The sequence below is a fragment of the Nocardioides sp. T2.26MG-1 genome (assembly GCF_950101795.1).
GTDB lineage: Bacteria > Actinomycetota > Actinomycetes > Propionibacteriales > Nocardioidaceae > Nocardioides.
Map to the genome: position 1 here is coordinate 232,267 of NZ_CATNLZ010000012.1, position 20,886 is coordinate 253,152.

A 20,886-nucleotide genomic window follows, 5' to 3' on the forward strand; every position below is an offset into this window, starting at 1 on the left:
CGAATGTGGTACCCTGCCCCCATGGCACGGGCGGACGAGGACGACGCGCTGGCCGCCGAGTGGCACCAGCTGATGGGTCGCTACCAGCGGCTCATGTGCGCCCTCGACCGCGAGCTCGGTGCGCACGACCTCACCGCGAGCGAGTTCGAGGTGCTCCAGCAGCTCTCCGAGGCCGACGAGTGCAGCCTGCGGATGACCACGCTCGCCGAGAGCGCCCACCTCTCCCAGAGCGCGCTGTCCCGGCTGGTCACCCGCCTCGAGCGCGACGGCCTGGTCGGCCGCAAGGCCTGCGAGCAGGATCGGCGCGCGCAGTACATCACGCTGACCGAGGCCGGCCGGGTGCGGTACGCCGACGCGCGGCCCACCCAGCGCCGCGTGCTGCGCGACGAGGGCTCGGACTGCTTCGACCGGATCGCCTCCGACTCCTAGCAGCCGGTCGGGGGCCCGTCCTCAGTCCATGCCCTTGAGCCGCCGGCCGAGGGCCTGCTCGGTCTCGCGCGTGGCCTGCCGCTCGGCGAGCGCGGCGCGCTTGTCCCACGACTTCTTGCCCTTGGCGAGCGCGATCTCGACCTTGGCACGGCCGTCCTTGAAGTACAGCGAGAGCGGCACGACCGTGAGCCCCTTCTCGTTGACCCGGCGCTCGATCTTGTCGATCTCGTCGCGGTTGAGCAGCAGCTTGCGCTTGCGGCGGGCGGCGTGGTTGGTCCAGGTGCCCTGGGAGTACTCCGGGATGTGCACGCCGTGCAGCCAGGCCTCGTGGTTGTCGATGTCGACGAACCCGTCGACCAGGGACGCGCGACCCTGCCGCAGCGACTTCACCTCGGTGCCCTGGAGGACCAGGCCGGCCTCGTAGGTGTCCTCGATGTGGTAGTCGTGCCGCGCCTTCTTGTTCTGCGCGACCAGCTTGTGCCCCTGCTCCTTGGCCATCCCCCCATTCTCGCAGGGACCGCAACACCGATTGCTCCGCGATGTCGACAAAGCACGTTGACCCGCCCGAAAGTTGCGGGCGGGTCAACGTGGATGGGTCAGCCGAGGAACGAGTTGACCCAGTCCTGGGTGACCGCGATGTCGAGACGCTGGTAGCCGCCGAGGTAGCGGCAGTTCTCGGTGTAGCCGTAGCTGGTCACCGCCACGATCGCGCCCTGGTAGAACACAGGCCCACCGGAGTCGCCGAAGCAGGTACCGCCGGTGCCGAACACGTCGCGCTCGTTGCCGTTGGTCTGCAGGATCTGCGGCGTGAGCTTCTGGCCGGGCATGTCGACGTAGCGCCGCTCGAGCGGGTAGCTCTGCGGCGTGGGGTTCTGCGGGCCGGTGTCGGACTTGCGGACCTCGGTGCCGTAGCCGACGGCGCGGAACAGCGTCTTGCGCAGGTTGCTGGGCCCGATCTGGTCCAGGACGCCGAGCCCCGCGAGCTGCGCCGGGGCGATGTCGACCGGCTCGTCCAGCACGACCACGCCGACGTCGTTCCAGTTGTCCATGTCGGTGAAGTCGGAGTACTGCGGGTGGGTGTAGGCCGTGCCGGACACGAACCCCATGGCCGCGATCTCCTCGTCGGTGTAGCCCGCCGACGGATCGGCGGCCGGCGCGTACGGCGAGGGCCCCGTCTCGGCCACGAGGTTCCTGAAGTCGACGAGCACGCTGCCGACGTCACCGTCGGTGCAGTGCGCGGCGGTGACCAGCACGGTCGGGCTGATCAGCGTCGCGCTGCACCGGTACCGCCCGGTGGCGTCGTAGAACAGGATCAGCCCGACGTTCGAGTAGGTGTTGGCGGCGTCGAACGTGCCGCCGGTGCTCGCCTGGGCCGGCGGGGCCCAGAACATCACCGGCAGCAGGACGGCAGCCAGCACCGCGGAGAACATCTTCTTCATCTGTTGAGCTCCCTGGGGTCAGACCCCCGACCGGAGCAGTGCACCACAGAAGAACGTCGCGCGGGAGACCCTGCGGCCAGGAAAAACTCAGGACAGCCAGTTCATCGGGTCCACCGCGTTGCCGTTGACCAGGATCGTGAAGTGCAGGTGGCAGCCGGTGGACCAGCCGGTGGAGCCGACGTACCCGACGACCTCGCCCTGCGAGACGTGCTCCCCCACCCCGACCCGGTAGCCGGTCGCGTGGTTGTAGACCGCGGTGACGTTCTTGCCGTTGATGTTGCCGAGGCTGAGGTAGAGGCGGTTGCCGTAGACGGCCGAGTAGTACTTCGCGATCACGGTGCCGGACGCGACCGCGCGCATGCCCTCGCCGCAGGAGACGCCGAAGTCCGTGCCGTCGTGCAGTCCCCAGTAGTGGTAGATCGGGTGCTCGCGGTAGCCGAACGGCGAGGTCACCGCGCCGTTGACCGGCGGGAGGAGCAGGCCGTTGGTCGAGCCGCGGTAGCCGCCCTTGGCGCGGCGGGCCTGGGCCAGGATCAGCTGCTTGATGTGGTTCTCGCGGCGCTGGGCCTCCTGCAGCTCGCGCCGGTCCTGCTGCCGGGCGCGCACCGCGTCGGCGCGCGCGCCGCGGCGGGTCTCGACGAGCGTCATCACCTTGTCGCGGGCGTCGCGCGCGTCCTGGTGCAGCCGCTCCATCGTGACCAGGTGCTCGGCGGCCGCCCGGCGCTGGACCTCGACGTCGTCGTGGGCCGCCTGGACCTCGTTCTCGCGGACCTGGAGCAGCACCTCGGCGGCGTGGAGGTCGTCGTACGCCCGGGCTTCCCGGCCGACGATCACGTCGTTGAGCGCGGACTGGCGGGTCAGGTCGGCGGTGCTCCGGGACTCCAGGAGCGTGGCGAACGCCAGCAGCTGGGGGTCGCCCTGCTCGTAGATGCCGGTGACGGTGTCGGTGAGCTGCAGGCGCTGGTCGTCGAGCGCGGCCTGGCCGTGGGCGAGGTCCGTCTGCGCATCGGTCAGCCGCTGCTCGGCGACCTCGAGACGGTCCTGCATCTGCTGGTCGCGCAGCTCCGCGGCCTCGAGCCGGGCGGTCGCGGCGTGCAGCTGGGAGCGGGCAGCCGAGAGCTCGCGGACCGCCTTGTCGAGCGCACCCTGGGCGCGGCGCAGCCGGTCGCTGGACTCGTCGAGGTCGTGCCGGGCGTGCTTGACCTGCTGCTCGGCCTGGTGCTGCCGGTGCTTGAGGTCCTTGGGGTCGGCGTTGGCGAGAGGGACGGCCAGCGCACCGATCGCCAGCGAGCAGGCCGCAGTGGCCGCTGCCAGGCGATGGCGTGCGGTACGGGGGAAGAGACGCACCGGTCTGCCTTCACGTGTTCGGGGAAGAGAACTCCTCGACGGTAACGTGCGTGGGTCAGACTTTGAGGTATTTGCGCGTCAACACGAGTGTCGGAAGCAGCGTGAGGACCGGGCCGAGGATCGCGACCCACAAGGCGGCGACCGTGAACTCGTTGACGCCGATCCACGGGATGAACCCGACGAGGTCCTCCAGGCGGCCGTGCACGGCGAACCACATGAAGCCGCCGAGCGCCCCGACCGACACGGCGACCGCGATCGCGGCGGTCACCAGCGACTCCATGATGAACGGGAGCGCGATGTAGAGCGTGGACGCTCCGACCAGGCGCATGATGCCGATCTCCCGGCGCCGAGCGAAGGCGGCGAGCCGGATCGTGTTGGCCACCAGCAGCAGCGCGGCGAGCACGAGGAAGGCGGCGATCCAGAAGGCGCCCCACTGCATCACCTTCAGCCCCTGCAGGACCGGGCCGACGATCTGGCGCTGGTCGCGGACGTTGGAGACGCCGTCGAGCCCGACGATGGCGCTCTCGATGCCGGCGTACTCGTCCGCGTCCTTCAGCGTGATCCAGATCGACTCGGGCATGTCGTCGGCGGTCGCGGCCGGGTTGGGACCCTCGAACTTGTCGGCACCGAGGAGGTCCTTGATCTTGTCGAAGGCCTCCTGCTGGGACTCGAAGCGGAAGCTCGCGACCTCCGGGTTGTCCTCGACGACCTTGGTGATCCGCTCCTTCTGCGCGTCGGTCACCTCGCTCGTGCAGGCCGGGTTGTCGTCGCGGGCCTTGCACAGGAACGCGGTGATCTGCAGCTCGGAGCCCCACTGGTCGGCGGCCTTGGTGGCCTGCTGGTTGAGCAGGACGCCGAGCCCGACGAGCGTCAGTGACACGAACAGGGTCAGGATCACGGCCAGGTGCATCGACAGGTTGCGACGCAGGCCCTGGCCGAGCTCGGAGAAGACGTAACGGAGCTGCATGTGGGAGTGAGGGTCCTCGTTCGGGGTGGGTGCTCGGGTGCTCGGGCGGCGGGGCCTAGTGCTGGAAGCCGTAGATGCCCTGGGCCTGGTCACGCACGACCCGGCCGCCGTCGAGCTCGATGACGCGCTTGCGCATCTGGTCGACGATCCCGGCGTCGTGGGTGGCCATCAGCACGGTGGTGCCGGTGCGGTTGATCCGGTCGAGCAGCTTCATGATGCCGACGGAGGTGGTCGGGTCGAGGTTGCCGGTCGGCTCGTCGGCGATCAGGATCATCGGCCGGTTGACGAACGCCCGGGCGATCGCGACCCGCTGCTGCTCGCCGCCGGACAGCTCGTCGGGCATCCGGTCGCCCTTGCCCTCCAGGCCGACCAGCTCGAGCGTCTCGGGGACCAGCCGGTTGATCTCGGAGCGGGAGCGGCCGATCACCTGCAGGGCGAACGCGACGTTCTCGCTCACGGTCTTGTTGGGCAGCAGCCGGAAGTCCTGGAACACGGTGCCGATCTGGCGGCGCATCCGCGGCACCTTCCAGCTGGCGAGCCGGTTGATCTCCTTGCCCGCGACGTAGACCCGGCCAGACGTGGCGCGGTACTCGCGCAGCACCAGCCGCAAGAACGTGGACTTGCCGGACCCCGACGTGCCGACGAGGAAGACGAACTCGCCCTTCTCCACGTCCACCGAGACCTGGTCGAGCGCGGGGCTCGCCTGGCCTGGGTAGGTCTTGACCACCTTCTCGAACCGGATCACCGGATCGAGGGTAGTCGGTGCCTCCAGCGCACCGGGGACGCCGCCCCCCGTATGTTGGCGCCATGCCCCGAGCCCTCCTCGCGCACGCTGTCGTGGCCGTGTCGCTCACCGGGCTCCTCGCGGGCGGGCTCACCGGCTGCGACAGCAGCGAGCCCGCGGCCGGGCCCACGTCCTCCGCTACCGCCACGCCGCTCGGTCAGGTCGCGACCGCCACCGTCGCCGTGGCCCGCGACGGCTTCTGCGAGCGGGTCGCCCCGGCGTCGATCGAGGCGGCGCTGGCGGCCGCGCCCGACGCATCCGACGCGTGGGCCAACGGCGAGCGGGCCCGGCTCGCGCCCGGGGTCTCCGACGTCGCCCACGAGTACGGCTGCTCGTGGACCGCCGGCGGCACGAAGGGCGGTACGACGGCCCGGGCCTGGGTGTTCGCTCCGCCGGTGACCCCCGACCAGGCCGACGACCTCCGGCGCGCGGCCGCCCGCACCCGGGGCTGCGAGCCGCTGCCGGGCGCACCGGCCTTCGGGGCGCACGACGTGGCGCTGCGGTGCTCCACCGGCGGCGACGAGACGGTCGCGTTCCACGGTCTGTTCGGCGATGCGTGGCTCTCGTGCACGATCCGGGTGGCGGGCGCCGGCGAGGACCTGCCCGACCGGGCCGAGTCCTGGTGCGCGTCGGTGCTCGCGGCCGCCGCTGCCTGACCCCCTCAGCTGCCGACGGCGCTCTCCTCGTGCCGCACCGGGCACCCGGCGACGCCCGGCACCGGGAACGTGCCGAGCTCCTCGATCCGGTAGCCGTCGGGGTAGCTGCGGATCCACGGCAGGTCCTCCACCCGCTTGCCGTTGCGCCGGGCGGGGAAGGCGCGCAGCAGCGCACCCCGGGCCCGCAGCGCCCCCCGCGACAGGGCGACGACCGGCGCGGGCGGCTTGGTGAAGCGGAACGCCTCGAGCAGCGGGTCGTCCATCAACGCCCGGCTGAACACCTCGACGCCCCGGGCGGCGAACGCGGGATGGAAGGTCAGCAGCAGCTCGAGCGTGGCGTCGGCGACCCGCCGGGCGCCCTCGTCGTACCCGAAGTGCTCGGCCTCGTAGGAGTCCATCAGCTCCTCGAACCCGGCGTACGTCTCCGGCACGTCCTTGATGTTCATGTGGCGGCCGAGCGTGCGGTAGTAGTTCACCGACGCCTCGAGCTCGGTGGGCGTCAGCGGGCGCTTGCCGTAGGCGTCCAGCCAGCGCTTGGGCACCACGACGAACGTCGAGAGCACGTAGCGGAACTCGTGGTCGGGGATGTCGTAGGCCCGGTGCATGGCGTTGATCCGGCGGATCGCCGCCTTGGCCTCCGGGTGCTCGAAGCCCACCCGTGTCGGGGGCTCGAGCAGCAGCGCGGTGTCGTCGTACCGCTTCTGGACCTGGCCGGTGAACGCGCCCGTCTCGTCGAGCAGCCGCCCGATGCCGGGCACGGCGTAGGTGCGGAACAGGGCGAAGCTCAGCGCCTGGTTCATGTCCCAGGGGAACTCGTACATCACGACGTTGCGGTAGATCTCGACGAAGTCGGTCTCCGGGTCGAGGGAGTCGTTCCGCATCTTCCAGTGGTCGCGGCGCATGCCCGCGAGACTAGAACATGTTGCTAGTTGGCGGCAGCCTTCTCCGCGCCCCGGCGCCAGCGGATGCCGGCCTCGAGGAAGCCGTCGATGTCCCCGTCGAAGACCGCCTGCGGGTTGCCCACCTCGTAGCCGGTGCGCAGGTCCTTGACGATCTGGTAGGGGTTGAGCACGTAGTTGCGCATCTGGTCGCCCCACGAGGCCTGCACGTCGCCGCGCATCTCGTCGAGGTGCGCCTTCTCCTCGGCCTTCTTCATCGCGAGCAGCTTGGCCTTGAGCACGACCATGGCGCTGGCCTTGTTCTGCAGCTGGCTCTTCTCGTTCTGGCAGCTGACCACGGTGCCGGTCGGGATGTGCGTCAGGCGGACGGCGGAGTCGGTGGTGTTGACCGACTGGCCGCCGGGGCCTCCGGAGCGGTAGACGTCGACGCGGATCTCCTCGTCGGGGATGTCGATCTCGTCGGTCTGCTCGAGCACCGGCACGACCTCGACGGCGGCGAACGACGTCTGGCGGCGGCCCTGGTTGTCGAACGGGCTGATCCGGACGAGCCGGTGGGTGCCGGCCTCGACCGAGAGCGTGCCGTAGGCGTACGGCGCGTGGATCGCGAACGTGGCCGACTTGAGGCCGGCCTCCTCGGCGTAGGACGTCTCGAAGACCTCGACCGGGTACTTGTGTTGCTCGGCCCAGCGGAGGTACATCCGCATCAGGGTCTCCGCGAAGTCGGCCGCGTCGACGCCGCCGGCCCCGGAGCGGATCGAGACCAGGGCCTCGCGGGCGTCGTACTCGCCGTTGAGGAGGGTGCGGACCTCGAGGGTCTCGACCGACTTCTTCAGCCGGGCCAGCTCGGCGTCGGCGTCCGCGAGCGCGTCGGCGTCGCCCTCCTCCTGGGCCATCTCGACCATGATCGCGAGGTCGTCGACGCGCCCCTGGAGGGCGGTGAAGCGGTCGACCTCGCCCTGGAGCGCGGAGAGGCGGCCGGTCACGCGGGTCGCGTTGTCCTGGTCGTCCCAGAGGTCGGGCGCGGCGACCTGCTCGCCGAGGTCGGCGATCTCGGTGCGCATCGCATCCAGGTCGAGCACCTGCTCGATGGTGTGCATCGTCGCCTGGAGCTGCTTGATCTCGGTGTCGTAGTCCGGTCCTGCCACAAGGACCAAGGTTACGGGGCGGTGCGCACCCCGCCTAACTCCGCGCCTGCCCCGGGCCTACTCCGCGACCGCGACGGGCAGCGCGAGCTCGGCCCAGACCCGCTTGCCGCCGCTCTCGGCGGCCTCCATGCCCCATGAGGCGGCGAGCGCGCCGACGAGGTGCAGGCCGCGGCCGTGCTCCTCGGTCTCGGTCAGCGGCTGCGGCTCGGGCGTGCCGGCCCCGGCGTCGGCGACCTCGATGCGCAGCGCCTGCTCGCTGACCGAGAGCAGCAGCCGGTAGGAGGAGCGGGCGTGGGTGAGCGCGTTGGCGGCGAGCTCGCTCGTGACCAGCAGCGCGTCGTCCAGCGGGTCGCCGATCCCCCACTCCAGCAGCTTGGCCCGCACGAAGCGGCGGGCCGTGCTCACGCTGCGGAGGTCGTCGGGCAGCTCGAGGACGGCCCGGGTCTCGTGGCGGCGCCCGACCGACTCGAGCAGGTCGACGAGGTAGCCCAGGTCGGCGTCCTTGACCACGAACCCCTCGACGTGGTCGCGGATCCAGGTGCGGTCCGTGGTCTCGAGACCGGAGAACACCACGACCTTCGACTCCGGCGAGACCTCGCGCACCCGTGTCAGCACCTCACGGCCGGCGATGTCGGGCAGGCCGAGGTCGAGAACGACGACGTCGGGACGCAACTGTGCGGCGAGCCGGACGGCGTCGGAACCGTCCGCCGCCTCACCCACGACCTCGAATCCGCCCCGGAAACGAAGCGAGGTGCGGACCAGCCGGCGTACCTCAACGACGTCGTCCACCAGGAGGACGCGGATGGGCACGGACGAAGCGTAGGCGCTCTGCGGGCCACGGGCACGCATCCCGGAGCGCGTCGGAGGTCGGTCAGCGTCGGGCATCGGCGGCGATCCGGGGCAGGGTGACGACGAACGAGCCGCTGGTGCCGGCGTCGCCGGGGCGGTACGTCGCGTCCCCGTGGTGGCTGCGCGCCAGTTGACGGACGATGTAGAGACCGAGACCGGTGCCACCCCCGGACCGACCGGTCGCGAACCGGTCGAACAGCCGGTCGCGCATCTCCGCACGGACCCCCTGCCCGCCGTCGCGGACCTCGATCTCGACCACGGCCCCGTCCTCGCCCGACGCGCGGGCGCTCACCCGCACCGGCGGGACGCCGTGGCGCAGCGCGTTGGCGACCAGGTTGTCCACGGCCTGCGCGAGGCGGTCGCGGTCGCCCTGCACGACGAGTCCGGGCTCGGCGCCGACCTCGATCTCGACGTCCGGGTGGGACCGGCGGGCGGCCCGAGCGGCGGTCTCGACGAGGTCGTCGACGTCGACAGCCTCGAGCTCGAGCTCGAGGGCGCTCGCCTGCAGGCGGGAGGCGGTGAGCAGGTCGGTGAGCAGCCGGCGCAGGCGGGTCGCACTCGAGCTCATCCCCTCGAGCAGCTCGCGCCGCTCCTCCGCCGAGAGCTCCGGCCCGTGTGCGGTGAGCATCTCGGCGGTCCCCGCGAGGACGCCGACGGGGGTGCGCAGCTCGTGGGCGGTGACCGCGAGGAAGTGCGCCTGGTCCTCGGCGGCCTGCTGGAGCTGGGCGTTGGCCTCGGCAAGCGCGGTGGCCGCCCGCTCGCGCTCCTCCAATATCTCGCGGCGCGAGGTGGTGTCGCGGGTGATCTTGGCGAAGCCGATGTGCCGGCCGGTCTGGTCGTGGACCGTGGTGATGAGCACGCTCGCCCAGAACCGGCTGCCGTCCTTGCGGACCCGCCAGCCCTCCTCCTCGTAGTGCCCGTCGCGCAGCGCCAGCTCAAGCTCGTGCTCGGGGTGGCGGGCGGCCTGGACCTCGGGCGGGTAGAACGTGCGGAAGTGGCGCCCGACGATCTCGCTCTCGACGTAGCCCTTGATCCGCTGGGCCCCGGCGTTCCAGCTCTCCACCAGTCCCTCGGGCGAGAGCATGAAGATCGCGTAGTCCTCGACGTTCTCGACGAGCAGCCGGAACCGTGCCTCGCTCCGACGCAGCTGCTCCTCCGCGCGGCGCTCGGCGGTCACGTCCTGCACCTGGAGGAACAGGTACAGCGGCCGCTGGTTGCTGTCGAGCACCGGCGCCACCGTGGCCATCACGCGCCGGGTGCGGGCCCCGTCGGTCACGTCGTGCTCGAGCTGGACCACGCGGCTGCGGCCGGAGAGGATCTGGTCGAGTGCGTCCTCCACCAGGTCGGCACGACCACCGGCGAGCACGCCGTACGCCGTGCCGACCAGGTCCTCCAGACGCACGCCAAGGAGCGCGGCCAGGGCGGCGTTCGCGCGGACGACCTGCCCGGCCAGCGTCACCGTCGCCATCCCGATCGCGGCGTCGTCGAACACCTCCCGGAAGCGCTCGAGGTGCTCGCGCAGCACGGTGCGGTCAGCCTCGTCGAGGGCCGGCACCGGCGGCTCGGCCGGCTGCGGGGACGCGCCGCGGTCGTCGAGCAGGGCGACCAGCTGGTCGGCGAGCTGGTCCAGCGACGTCGACTTCTCCAGGAAGGCCACCGCGCCCAGCTCGCGGGCCCGTTGGGCCAGGCCCTCCTCGGAGAACCCGCTGTACATGGCGACCCGCGTCTCGGGCGAGGCCTCGAGCACCCGCGGCAGCGCCTCGAGCCCGTCCATGACCGGCATCGAGACGTCGAGGAGCAGGAGCGCGGGCCGGTGCTCGCGGACGGCGGCGACCGCCTCGACGCCGTTCGAGCCCTCGCCGACCACCTCGAGCCGGCCGGACAGCCGCAGCCGGGTCCGCACCAGCGCCCGCACCTCGGCGGCGTCGTCGACGATCACCACCGTCGGGCGCCCACCCGCCCCACCCGCACCCCCAGACACCCGGGGAACGTAACCCAGCAGGTGACCCGGTGTCGCGCGTCCGAGAGCCTGTTTTGCAGGTTTCTGCAGCGCACGTAAGTGAGGCACCAATCCCGCCCGCGTCCTCGGACGGCGTGCGACCGTTTTCTCAGGCGCTGCTCGGGCGGCGCCGACCATGTCCCAGCCCCACCGCCGACCGCTCTCCGGGGAGCCCGCCATGATCATCGAGGTCCGTCCGACCCCCGCGCTGCGCCGCTACCGTGCGCGCATCGTGGGCGCGGTCGCGGGCGTCGGACTGCTCGCGATCACGCTGGTCTCGGTCGCGGAGCTCGCCGGGGCGACCGACCTGGGCCCGAGCGACGTCACGGTCAGCGACCCCGCCCAGCGCTGAGCAGCGCCCTGAGTCGGCCCCGGACTCAGCGGGCCTTGCGGCCGAACACCTGCGAGACGTACCAGGTGCCGTCGTCGGCCTTGCGGGCGCCGATGCCCATCGTCCGGAACCGGCGGTTGAGGATGTTCGCCCGGTGGCCGGAGGAGTTCATCCAGGCGCGCACCACCTCGGTGCCGGTGGCGTAGCCGTAGGCGACGTTCTCCCCGGCGTACGAGAGACCGCAGTCGGTCGCCACCCGCCGCAGGCCCTGGTGGAACATCCGCTGCTGGTTGGCCATCTTGCGGGCCTGCCGCACGGCCCACTTGTGCAGGCAGGCACCGGGCCGGAGCACCACCCGCTCGTGGGCGACGCGCTGCACGTTGGTGGCGGTGAACGCCTCGGTCTCGTAGAGCACCGAGGCGGCGCCGGCCTGCGCCGGCGCAGCGGCCGTGGTCACCAGGCCGAGCGTGGACGCGGCGGTCGCGAGGCTCAGCGCGGCGGCCGAGAGGACGACGGCGAACCTCCGCGGCCGGGGGTCGTTCGGTGCGTCGCTGCGGCATCCGAGAGAGAGCACTGGTGGGGACTTCCTGTGGGGGTCAGAGCGCACGGTCGGTACGACCGTCGTCCCCCGCATCGGTCCATGCCCTCCCCACGGTAGGAGGACCGGCGGAATACCGGAACCCATCCGCCCCGAACCTGCCCATTCGGGCAGGTGCGGGGCATCGGCGGGGCCGGTCGGGCATGGGCTAGACCCGTCGGGGCGATTCCGCGCTTCCCCGACCGCGAGACCGTGGCCCGCATAGCGTCGCCACCCATGCCCCTCCAGCGCCCCGCGCGACGTCTCAGCGCCCTCGCCGTACCCGCCGGACTCTCGGTGGGCCTCGCGCTCGCACTGGGACCCGTGAGCAGCGGCCCCGTGAGCGCCGGCGCCGTGGAGGTGCCGGTCGCGGCGCGAGCGGCCTCCGGGCCGACGGCCGACGACCTGCCGGCGGGGTCCGTGGTCGCCGACGAGCGGATCGAGGAGCTCGTCCGGGTCGGCGACCGGGTCTACGCGCACGGCTGGTTCGGCATCGTCGGGCGGTACGCCGGACCCGGCGCCGTGCTCGACGGCGCGACCGGCGCCCCGGCGGCCGGACCGGAGATCGCGGACGGCCAGGTCTCCACCGTCGTCGCCGACGGCGCGGGCGGCTGGTACCTCGGCGGCGACTTCACCCGGATCGGCGGCCACGCGGCCGGCGGCCTGGCCCACGTGCGCGCCGACGGCACGCTGGACACCGCCTTCCTCCCGGTCGCCGACGGGCTGGTCAGCGCGCTCGCGCTGGCGGACGGGACGCTCTACGCCGGCGGCGCCTTCGAGTCCGTCGGCGGGACCCCGCGGCGGCACCTGGCCGCCCTGGCGACCGGCGACGGGGGGCTGCGACCCTTCGACGCACCGCAGTCCTCCCAGGTCACCGAGCTGGCGTACGCACCGTCCGCCGCCGGCCGCTCGGCGCGCCTGTTCGTCGCGGCCGACCGGCTGCTCGCCCTCGACCCGGCCACCGGCGACCCGGTGGCCGGCTTCGCCGCCGCCGTCCACGCGCCCGTGCGGGCGCTGGCGCGCGGCGGCGACCGGCTCTACCTGGGCGAGTCCGGGGTCGTCGCGCTCGACGCGACGACGGGAGCCGCCGACCGTGGCTTCGTCGCGCCGGCCGGACCGGCCTCCGACCGCCAGGTCCACGCCCTGCTCTACACCCGCGACCGGCTCTACGTCGGTGGCGACCAGGCCGGCGGCCGGCTGCTGGCGCTCGACCCCGCCACCGGCGCGGCCGACCGCACGTTCGCACCGGACATCGCGGCCGGTCGCAACGCGGTCGACGTGCCCGCGGGCGTCTATGACCTGGCGCTCGACGGCGACCGGCTCTGGGCCGCGGGCAGCTTCACCTCCGTGGCCGGCAGGCCCGCGGGCGGGCTCGCCGTGCTCGACGCCGCCACCGGAGCGCCGGCCGGTCCCGCGGTGCCGTCGTACGACCTGCAGGTGAACGCGGTCGAGCTCTCCGGCGGCCGGGCGTACGTCGGCGGGCACTTCTACCTGAGCGGCGCGGTGCGCACGGCCGGCATCGCCGCGCTCGACGCCGTGACGATGGAGCCGGTGCCGGGCTTCAAGGTCACCCGGCCGGCGTACGGCGACCTGATCCCCGGGGACGGCGTGCTGTTCGTGGCCAACACCCACTTCATGGGCTACGACCCGTCGAAGCGGGCCGCCGCGACCCACCACTTCTACGAGACCGAGAGCTGGCCGGTCCGCGCGTTCGACGCCGACACCGGCGCGGCGCTGCCGGGGCGGTCGATGCAGGTGCCCGACCTGACCGGGATCACCACGATCGGCAACCGGCTCTACGTGGCGCGGCGTCTGCAGGACGACGTGCGCTTCCCGCGCAACCAGGTCGACGTCTACGGGTCGTCGCACAGGGTGGTGGCGTCGTACCGGCTGCCGCTACGTGGCTACGTCACGGAGCTGGCCAGCGTCGGCGGCGACCTCATCGTCGCGGGCAGCTTCAAGAAGCAGCCGGTCTCCGACACCGCGATGATCCGGGTCGACGCCCGCACCGGGAGGCTCCGGGGCTGGTTCAACCCGAAGATCGAGGGGCCGGTGTACGACGTCGCGACCGCCGGGTCGTCGCTGTACGCCGCGGGCATCTTCACCCGGGTCTACAGCGGTCGGGACACCTACAGCCCCGGTCTCGCGCTGCTCGACGGGCGGTCGCACGAGAGGTCGACGTTCGCCCCGGCCGCGTTCACCGGCAAGCGGGTGCTACTGCGCGTCAGCCCGCTCGGCAGCCTGGTGTGGGTCGACGGCAGCTCGCGCCGGTTCCTCGACGCCGCCACCGGCGCGGAGGTCGCCGACCCGACCGGCGGCTGGGGCGACCGGCTGTGGTCGATCACCGGCAGCACCGACACCGGCCTGGCGTTCACCTCGTGGATCGAGCCCAACCTCGGCGGGCGTGACGTCTACCGGCTGGGCTTCGTCGCTCCGGCCGGCTGAGCCCTCCGCGGGACGTCATCCCATGCGTGGCCTTGGACCCTCGAAAGGGATGACGTCCCGGGTCAGCGCTCGACGGCCACGACCGCCGAGCCGGTCGCGCCGATCGTGGCGACCTCGGGCGACCCCGGCACCGTCAGCGGCAGGTCCAGCGGCGCGCGGACGTGCACGGTCACGTTGGTGACGTCCCGGTCGACGTCGACGGTGAAGCTCAGGCCGGGGTACGCCGCGTAGGCACCCGTGGAGACCAGGTAGTCGTGCACCGACGCCCGGATGGACGCTGCGGCGAGCCCGAGCCGGTCGTCGGGGACGCCCTGGGTGTAGACCGGGCGGCCCGCCGCCCCGAGGTCGGCCCCGCGCAGGGCGGCGCCGTCGGCGACCGTGTCGAGCTGCTGGCGCTGCAGGTAGGCCGCCGAGGCGTCGACCACCATCGCCACCGCCATCGCGAGCACGAACGCGAAGCCGATGATCATCAGCGTCGCCTGCCCGCGCTGGTCGCGGTCCCGGCTGCGGTCACGGGCCGGCACGGTGGACCTCCTGGAACTGCCCGATGGGGACGGTGTGGGTCGCGTCGAGCGCGAAGCTCGGTGCCCCGCCGCCGAAGAAGCTCGGCAGCAGCGGCAGGTCGACGTGGGAGGACACGACGACGGTGATCACCGACGTGCCGGCGTGGCAGTCGTGGGGGTACGGCGTACACCTCACATGAACGTCGACCGGGACGCCGTGCACGCCCTGGTCGTCGAGCGCCTGCCGGGCCGCCGCCTGCGCCCGCGCCCTGCCCTCGGCGTCGGTCGGGGCCAGGGCGTAGGCGCGGGCCGCGGCCCGGGCGGCGCCGCTCACCCCGAACGCGCCGCGCTGCACCTCGAACACCGACATCACGATCCACAGCATCGGCACCAGCAGCAGGAGGCCGAGCCAGACCAGCTCGACCAGCGCGCTGCCACGCTCGTCCGGTCGCCGTCTCGGTCGGAGCGTCACGGCCGCTGCTCCTTGACCGCGTGGCCGGTGACGGTCAGTGAGATGCCGGGACCGCCGAGGCCGAGCGCGGGCACGGTGGCGTGGACGACCACCTCGACCCCCGGGGCACCGGCCACCGTGGCCGGGTGCGCCTCGATGTCCTGGGCGAACCGGCCCGAGATCGCCCCGTCGATCTGGCTGCGGGTGCGGGCCGCACCGTCGGCCGGGTCGCGTTCGAGGGTGGCGGCGTAGCGGGCGCCCTCCGAGGCTGCGGAGGCGAGCGTGTTGCGCACCAGCAGCACCAGGGCCACCTGGAGGATGCCCAGGAAGAGCGGCACGAGCACGACGAGCACCAACACGAAGTCCACGACCGCGGACCCGCGCGCGCCGCGGCGCCGGCGTGCCATCGGGCTACTTCACCTGGTTGAGGGCCGAGCTGAGCATCCCGGTCAGCTGGGTCTTCGCGACCCCCGTGATCACCACGACCAGGCCGGCCGTCATCACGGTGATCATCACCCAGCCCGGCACGTCTCCGCGCTCGTCTCGGGGCCGCGGTGCGACGAGCGCGACGTAGAGGCGGGTGAGCGCCAGTGCGATGTGTTCCATTGCTCTCTCCTTTCTCCCCCAGCACCTCACGAGGTGGTCAGGTGCAGCCCGACGACGCCGGGCCAGAACGCGAACACTCTCATACCTTTTTAGGTGTTAATGTCGAGCCATGAACGACCTCAAGGGCAAGCGCGCCGTGATCTACACGCGGGTCTCTCGGGACGACTCGGGTGAGGGGCGTAGCAACCAGCGCCAGGAGCAGGACTGCCGCATGTTCGCGGCCTCGCGGGAGTACGACGTGGTGGACGTCCTGTCCGACATCTCTATGTCGGCCTACTCGGGCAAGGCACGACCCGGGTGGAACCGCGTGCTCGACATGGTGAGGTCAGGCGAGGTGGACATCGTGCTGGCCTGGAAGGTCGATCGGATCACGCGGACAGTTCGTGAACTCGTCTCGATCGTGGACGTCTGCCAGGAGGCGAACGTCAGCGTGGTCACGGTTGATGGAGACCTCGACCTCTCATCGCCTCAGGGCAGAGCGGTCGCCACGATCCTCGGGTCCATCTCGCAGATGGAGGTCGAGCGCAAGGGTGAGCGTCAGCGGTCCGCCAACGCTCAGAGACGGGCCGAGGGACAGCCGTGGCGAAGTGGCTGGGCGTCCTTCGGTTACGACCGGGACAAGAACGTGATCCCGGAGCAGGCAGAGATGATCCGAGCTGCTGCGCAAGACGTACTCGACGGAGCATCTCTGAAGTCGATCGCTCGACGGTGGCGAGACTCCGGTGTAACTACCCCCCGAAGCCGGAAGGGCGCCGAAGGCTGGACTCACAACGGGGTGAAGACGATCCTTCTCAACCCGGTGAATGCCGGGATCAACACCTACAAGGGCGAGGAGATCGGCAAGGGAGCGTGGGAGCCGATCATCACGGAGTCCACCCTGCGGCAACTTCAAGCTCTGCTAGGCGACCCAAGTCGTCGCAGTTACTCGGGTAACGGCCGTCGCCCCGAGACGCTCCTCTCTGGGATCGGGCGGTGCGCGTCATGTGGATCTCCGGTCGTCGGTGGGAGCAGCGGGGGCCGGAAGGTCTACAAGTGCTCAAGCCCCCAAGGCGATCACCTGACCACCCCGCGAGCGGAAGCCGACGAGTTCGTGCTGGACGCGCTGACGAAGGGGGATGTGTTCGCAAGCCATCGGGTCCTGCCGGAAGCCGCTGAGACCGACGGACAGGACAGCCTGATGGCAGACCTTGCCTCACTCGACCGCCGCGAGGCAGCCATCACAGAGCAGTTCAGTCGCGGTGCGATCGAGCAGGAGTCATGGACTCGCGCCGTCGCTGCGATCAAGGACCAGCGCGATGAGATCCGGGAGCGCATGGCTGTCGTGGACGGACGCGATCGAACCCAGGTCGCACTATCCAGGGCGAGGGTTACGAGCTTCCTCGCGCTATCACTCGCGGACAAGCGGACGACCCTCGCGTCGATCGCGGAGGTGCAACTGCATCCTCGCAACCGACGTCGGAATGTGCCCGTCGACGAGCAGGTGACGGTGTGGGCGAGGGGCACCAAACGCCTGAGCCCCCTTGTCGCGGGCAGGCACCCCGAGTCGCTCAAGCGTCGGGATGAGATCGTCGAGGCGCGCGAGGCCGAACTCCTAGCGTCACTGCCATCCGACTACGAGGACGCCTGACCGATGACCCGGACGGACCAGACCCCGATGCCCTTTGCGAAGCCACAGCCCCGCCGAGACGACGACTCCGACACCGACCGCACCATCACCGAACCAGCCGACCCGAGGGCAGTCGACCGCTGGACATGGGAGCGCACGGTCAAGCAGCGCGCCCGTGGCGTGAAGATGCCGCCGACCGCACAACACATCGGCTTGCTGATCGCCACCTACTGTGACGCCCAGACTGGGGGGAACGCCTACCCGAGCGTGGCGACCTTGGTGGAGTCCTCGGGGCGTAGCAAGGACACGGTCCACACTGCGCTGCGCTGGCTGCGCACGGGCGGCTGGCTGCACCAGGTGAGCCAGGGATCTGGCGGCTCGGGCAAGTCGAGCGAGTACCAGTTGACCGTCCCAAGGGTCTGATCTCGGGGATACCACCAGACCCGTAATCCCGTTAACAGGTAGACAGGTTTACGTCCTTACCTCTCTACCTCTTTACATCTCTACCTCTCTACTGGGTTAACCAGTAAGAGGGGAAGACTGCTTTACGGGATACAGGAAGACCGTGTAACTGGATCACTGGATCTCCGCCGTTGCTGGTCACAGGCCGCTGACGCGGCCACTCCCGGCTTGGTCCTGACCTCTCCGCCGTTGCTGGTCACAGGCCGCTGACGCGGCCACTCCCGGCTTGGTCCTGACCTCTCCGCCGTGGCTGGTCACAGGCCGCTGACGCGGCCACTCCCGGCTTGGTCCTGACCTCTCCGCCGTGGCTGGTCACAGGCCGCTGACGCGGCCACTCCCGGCTTGGTCCTGACCTCTCCGCCGTGGCTGGTCACAGGCCGCTGACGCGGCCACTCCCGGCTTGTCCTCACATCTCCGCCGATATGACTTAACGGCCGCTGGCCGTGCAATAGACCCGCGGCTTCGTGTATACGCCTAGCGCCTAGGGATCCACATTTATCCCAAACGTGGTTATCGTTGGCCCTTCAGGCGACTGATGAGTCTGCAATATCTCAATGCGATCATCGTGCATAACGATAACAGCCGAATTTGATGCACTTATTACATGCCCAGCACTGGGCTGGGTGCGCAGAGCCTTTCGCGCGTGCCGACGCCAACGCCGCGCTTCGATCTTTCCGCGAACGGTTCCGGTCTCCATTAGCATATCCGCTAGGTTGTTCATCGCCGTTACTCGTCCAGCCTTCGCCGCCGCGAGATGCATGAACATCGCCTTGTCTGGGTCGCCAAGGGCCTCAGCGACGACCGCGAGATTCGCCATAGAAGCCCCGGAAACATCGGCATCATGTTCGATCTTTGCTCTTGCAAGAGCCTGTTCCCACCAGTACTCCGCCTCGCGATAAAGCGATTCATCGTCACGATTCCATATTAAGTTTGCCAGACTCGACATCGATCCCAGGTCGTCCGAAAGCGCACCATTCCATAACCAAGCCTCGGCTTGCACTTCATCGCGATCAACCAGCATCGCGAGAGCGCCGAGTTGATTAGCGGCACGTTTCACCCCAAGGTCAAATGCTAATTCTAGGAACTTCCGTCCCCCATCCGCATTCTCGTGTTCGACCAAGTACGTCCCCACCCAGTAATTCGCATACGGGAGATCAGGATGGTCCGTCAGAATTCCTAGGGCCGAGGCGAGATCGTCGCCCATTAGGTGAAGCTGCACCAAGCGCTCGACGACACGGTCGCGGCTGTCTTCGCCCTCCCATTCCGCCTCAGGATCATCCAATAGCGCACGCACTTGCTCGATCGCTTCCGCAACGGACGCTTGATCCCCACGCACCGCTAGAGCAAGTGCTGATAGGGAAATCGCGCGCGGAATTCCACCTAGGCTTGCGTCGCCCAAGACCTCGACGGCCTCGTCCACTTCACCGAAGTTGAGATGCCACTGCGCCAAGTCCATGCGCGCATCTACGTCACCCGAATCCGCGGCTTGCTCAAGGAGGGGCAATGCCTCGCCGTGCCTACCCACGGCGACCAAGTAGGACCCAAGGGCACCTGCAGCGCCGGGATAGCCGAGCCGCATGGCTTGTCTGAAGTAGCGCTCAACGTCAGCCTCCACGTTCGGTCGGCCAGAACGGAGCGTCGACCTTGCGGCATTGAACGCTGCGGCCGGGAGGTTGTGTTCAGCAGCTTGCCGGTACAGGCGTTCTGCCTCTTCGCTGTATGAATCTGTTCCGCCGGCCTTCTTCTCAAGAGTAATTGCCAGGTGGTGGGCGGCTATAGGTTCCGATTCTGCGAGCGGTCGAAGCAGAGCCTCGGCCTCGTCGAGTCTTCCCTCTGACCAGAGGAGACTGGCTAGGCCGGACTTGGCGAGGGGGTGAGACGATGCTTGCCATGCACGTCGCGCTCGGTCCTCCGCAGTATCGGAGCCGTCGAGGATCGCCGCGGTTCCAAGACTAGCTAGTTCTTCGCTATCAGCTATCTCGAAGGCAACGTCCCAAACTTCAGGAACTTGCCTCAATTCATCCCACTCCCCAAGCAGCTCCTCAACATACTCATTCGCCAATAGGACGGTTCCCGATTCGTCGCTAACTTCCTCGACCAGCGCCACCGTACGACTGATCTTCTTCGTTAGCCAGGCCATTGCTTCGTCAATTTCCGGCTCGGTCGGCGTACTCTTCAGATAGAGGGAGAGTGCTTGCGCAAGTAGGGGTCGCGGCGGACCGGATCGCATTCCCAGAGATTGCCAATCCGCGGTCAAGCGGACAATCTGGTACTCCAGTGGCCGATCGGATTGGGCAACACGGAGCCTTCTCTCCAAGAGAGGTCCACCGCCAAGCATGGCGCCAAGTCCATACTCCTTTGCACGATCCGTCTCCGATTCCGTTAATTGCTCGGTCGCTCGTTCCAGTTCGTCGACAGACCACCTTCCGATCCAAATGGGATCACCGAACCAAGGAACAAGGTCGAAGCCGTCAGGCTTGCCCTCATCCGAAGCAGTCAGGCGGTCAAGTTCAGCACTCCGGATCGTCGCGATACAGAAGTTGTCCGAAACGATGCCGTCGAGGTACGACACTGACCCAATCCGGCTGAAATTCTCTAGGTCGTCGAGCCAGATGACAGTCTTCTGAATGGCGATACCGGCAGATACGGCTCTGAATAGTGCCTCTGCATTAGGTGGCTTCCACACCCGATACTTTGGAAGGCCCGTCCTTGCCAACTCCAGTCCCAATCGAGTCTTCCCCGCCATCGCCGGTCCGACGATCAGCAACCGCTTATTCTTGCGAAGCCGGGCGAGCGCCTCATCGTGTACGTCACGCTGGACATACCGAACGTCTTTAATTGACGGATGGACTGATGCTTCCGCCAGCGTGAAATCGCGAGCGTATGGGAGCTTTCGATCTAAACTGTGCGGCGCGAGTTCACGCATCGCCGACCGGCCCGTGGCGCGTGCTGCCGCGGCATCCATGAAAGCCTGCACGACGAATGGGACCGCAGGGCTAGCAACCAGCGCCACCACGATCAGCCAAGCAGGAGCATCCTTCCAGCGTGTGACCACCACGACGCCTATGACGACCGCGATGCCGACCGCTATGGACGTGGACGCCCCCGATCTTGCGATGTCAGCACGCTTGAAGCCGCTCCGCAACACAGGTCGACCTTCCTGCTGGCAGGTTCGCTTGCTAGGCGTTTCACCCAGTCAAGCAACATCTCACGGCGATGACTTGGAAACCGTGGCAACTTTGGGGCTGCTATGACCCCCCGGTGAGGTCAACCGGGGTCGAGGGGGTCATACCCCCACGCCCTCCCGTCCCATGATCAAGAGCCGAACGGACCTGAACCCATGCGATTACGGACGAGACGGGTCGTTCCAAGGCTGAGATAGCCCTCAGGC

At 69.6% G+C, this 20,886-nt stretch carries 21 protein-coding genes; 6 read left to right on the top strand and 15 right to left on the bottom strand.

Translation table 11 applies throughout. The features are described from left to right. Nucleotides 1-21: 21 nt before the first annotated feature. Entirely contained in the window at nucleotides 22-429 is a 408-nt protein-coding gene (locus QQZ14_RS10885; protein ID WP_284534292.1) for a MarR family winged helix-turn-helix transcriptional regulator, read from the top strand. Nucleotides 430-450: 21 nt separating this feature from the next. On the opposite strand, the gene smpB is transcribed toward QQZ14_RS10885, so the two are convergent. From smpB to ftsE, 5 genes are all read right to left on the bottom strand, one after another. Beyond that, nucleotides 451-927: an SsrA-binding protein SmpB gene (smpB, locus tag QQZ14_RS10890; protein WP_284534293.1), complete on the bottom strand. Its 477-nt coding sequence runs from the start codon at nucleotides 925-927 to the stop codon at nucleotides 451-453. A gap of 98 nt (nucleotides 928-1,025) precedes the next feature. After that, on the bottom strand, nucleotides 1,026-1,868 hold the full coding sequence (locus QQZ14_RS10895) for a trypsin-like serine protease (RefSeq protein WP_284534294.1): 843 nt from the start codon (nucleotides 1,866-1,868) through the stop codon (nucleotides 1,026-1,028). Between the two features lie 87 nt (nucleotides 1,869-1,955). Continuing rightward, nucleotides 1,956-3,215 carry a peptidoglycan DD-metalloendopeptidase family protein gene (locus QQZ14_RS10900; protein ID WP_284534295.1) on the bottom strand — a complete coding sequence of 420 codons (1,260 nt, stop codon included), beginning with the start codon at nucleotides 3,213-3,215 and terminating at the stop codon, nucleotides 1,956-1,958. 55 nt (nucleotides 3,216-3,270) lie between these two features. Continuing rightward, nucleotides 3,271-4,182 carry a permease-like cell division protein FtsX gene (gene ftsX / locus QQZ14_RS10905; RefSeq protein WP_284534296.1) on the bottom strand — a complete coding sequence of 304 codons (912 nt, stop codon included), beginning with the start codon at nucleotides 4,180-4,182 and terminating at the stop codon, nucleotides 3,271-3,273. Between the two features lie 55 nt (nucleotides 4,183-4,237). Further along, nucleotides 4,238-4,927, bottom strand: coding sequence for a cell division ATP-binding protein FtsE (ftsE, locus tag QQZ14_RS10910; protein ID WP_284534297.1), 690 nt, complete (start codon nucleotides 4,925-4,927; stop codon nucleotides 4,238-4,240). Nucleotides 4,928-4,989: 62 nt separating this feature from the next. On the opposite strand from ftsE, the gene QQZ14_RS10915 reads away from it, so the two are divergent. Then, nucleotides 4,990-5,622 carry a hypothetical protein gene (locus tag QQZ14_RS10915; RefSeq protein WP_284534298.1) on the top strand — a complete coding sequence of 211 codons (633 nt, stop codon included), beginning with the start codon at nucleotides 4,990-4,992 and terminating at the stop codon, nucleotides 5,620-5,622. A gap of 5 nt (nucleotides 5,623-5,627) precedes the next feature. Here QQZ14_RS10915 and QQZ14_RS10920 read toward each other — a convergent pair whose 3' ends face one another. The 4 genes from QQZ14_RS10920 to QQZ14_RS10935 all read right to left on the bottom strand — a co-directional run bounded on the left by QQZ14_RS10920 (nucleotide 5,628) and on the right by QQZ14_RS10935 (nucleotide 10,496). Beyond that, nucleotides 5,628-6,524, bottom strand: coding sequence for an oxygenase MpaB family protein (locus QQZ14_RS10920; protein WP_284534299.1), 897 nt, complete (start codon nucleotides 6,522-6,524; stop codon nucleotides 5,628-5,630). Nucleotides 6,525-6,547: 23 nt separating this feature from the next. Continuing rightward, the gene (gene prfB, locus QQZ14_RS10925; protein ID WP_284534300.1) at nucleotides 6,548-7,666 is read right to left on the bottom strand and encodes a peptide chain release factor 2; all 1,119 of its coding nucleotides are present in this window, start codon (nucleotides 7,664-7,666) and stop codon (nucleotides 6,548-6,550) included. 57 nt (nucleotides 7,667-7,723) lie between these two features. Beyond that, the gene (locus tag QQZ14_RS10930) at nucleotides 7,724-8,476 is read right to left on the bottom strand and encodes a response regulator (protein ID WP_284534301.1); all 753 of its coding nucleotides are present in this window, start codon (nucleotides 8,474-8,476) and stop codon (nucleotides 7,724-7,726) included. A 61-nt stretch (nucleotides 8,477-8,537) separates the two neighbouring features. Then, on the bottom strand, nucleotides 8,538-10,496 hold the full coding sequence (locus QQZ14_RS10935) for a PAS domain S-box protein (RefSeq protein ID WP_284534302.1): 1,959 nt from the start codon (nucleotides 10,494-10,496) through the stop codon (nucleotides 8,538-8,540). Between the two features lie 154 nt (nucleotides 10,497-10,650). Between QQZ14_RS10935 and QQZ14_RS10940 the strand changes: the two genes are divergently transcribed. After that, on the top strand, nucleotides 10,651-10,866 hold the full coding sequence (locus QQZ14_RS10940; protein ID WP_284534303.1) for a hypothetical protein: 216 nt from the start codon (nucleotides 10,651-10,653) through the stop codon (nucleotides 10,864-10,866). Between the two features lie 25 nt (nucleotides 10,867-10,891). Here the strand turns inward: QQZ14_RS10940 and QQZ14_RS10945 are convergent, their stop codons facing one another. Beyond that, entirely contained in the window at nucleotides 10,892-11,419 is a 528-nt protein-coding gene (locus QQZ14_RS10945) for a CAP domain-containing protein (RefSeq protein WP_284534304.1), read from the bottom strand. Nucleotides 11,420-11,659: 240 nt separating this feature from the next. Here QQZ14_RS10945 and QQZ14_RS10950 point away from each other — a divergent pair, with 240 nt between their 5' ends. Next, on the top strand, nucleotides 11,660-13,867 hold the full coding sequence (locus QQZ14_RS10950) for an outer membrane protein assembly factor BamB family protein (protein WP_284534305.1): 2,208 nt from the start codon (nucleotides 11,660-11,662) through the stop codon (nucleotides 13,865-13,867). 62 nt (nucleotides 13,868-13,929) lie between these two features. Here QQZ14_RS10950 and QQZ14_RS10955 read toward each other — a convergent pair whose 3' ends face one another. Genes QQZ14_RS10955 through QQZ14_RS10970 form a run of 4 tightly spaced genes read right to left on the bottom strand, consistent with a single transcriptional unit; the run spans nucleotide 13,930 to nucleotide 15,427 of the window. Continuing rightward, complete coding sequence (locus QQZ14_RS10955; RefSeq protein ID WP_284534306.1) at nucleotides 13,930-14,391, bottom strand: pilus assembly protein TadG-related protein; 462 nt, start codon at nucleotides 14,389-14,391, stop codon at nucleotides 13,930-13,932. Beyond that, nucleotides 14,378-14,842, bottom strand: coding sequence for a hypothetical protein (locus tag QQZ14_RS10960; protein ID WP_284534307.1), 465 nt, complete (start codon nucleotides 14,840-14,842; stop codon nucleotides 14,378-14,380). Before QQZ14_RS10960 ends, QQZ14_RS10955 begins: the two co-directional genes overlap by 14 nt. Further along, nucleotides 14,839-15,228 (bottom strand): TadE/TadG family type IV pilus assembly protein, encoded by a 390-nt coding sequence (locus QQZ14_RS10965; RefSeq protein WP_284534308.1) that lies wholly within the window; start codon nucleotides 15,226-15,228, stop codon nucleotides 14,839-14,841. The genes QQZ14_RS10960 and QQZ14_RS10965 overlap by 4 nt, the downstream gene beginning before the upstream one ends. Before the next feature lie 4 nt (nucleotides 15,229-15,232). Next, entirely contained in the window at nucleotides 15,233-15,427 is a 195-nt protein-coding gene (locus tag QQZ14_RS10970) for a hypothetical protein (protein ID WP_284534309.1), read from the bottom strand. 109 nt (nucleotides 15,428-15,536) lie between these two features. On the opposite strand from QQZ14_RS10970, the gene QQZ14_RS10975 reads away from it, so the two are divergent. Continuing rightward, nucleotides 15,537-17,054 carry a recombinase family protein gene (locus tag QQZ14_RS10975; RefSeq protein ID WP_284534310.1) on the top strand — a complete coding sequence of 506 codons (1,518 nt, stop codon included), beginning with the start codon at nucleotides 15,537-15,539 and terminating at the stop codon, nucleotides 17,052-17,054. Between the two features lie 3 nt (nucleotides 17,055-17,057). After that, nucleotides 17,058-17,456 carry a helix-turn-helix domain-containing protein gene (locus QQZ14_RS10980; protein WP_284534311.1) on the top strand — a complete coding sequence of 133 codons (399 nt, stop codon included), beginning with the start codon at nucleotides 17,058-17,060 and terminating at the stop codon, nucleotides 17,454-17,456. A 520-nt stretch (nucleotides 17,457-17,976) separates the two neighbouring features. Here the strand turns inward: QQZ14_RS10980 and QQZ14_RS10985 are convergent. Beyond that, nucleotides 17,977-20,643, bottom strand: coding sequence for a tetratricopeptide repeat protein (locus QQZ14_RS10985; protein WP_284534312.1), 2,667 nt, complete (start codon nucleotides 20,641-20,643; stop codon nucleotides 17,977-17,979). Nucleotides 20,644-20,886: the final 243 nt, after the last annotated feature.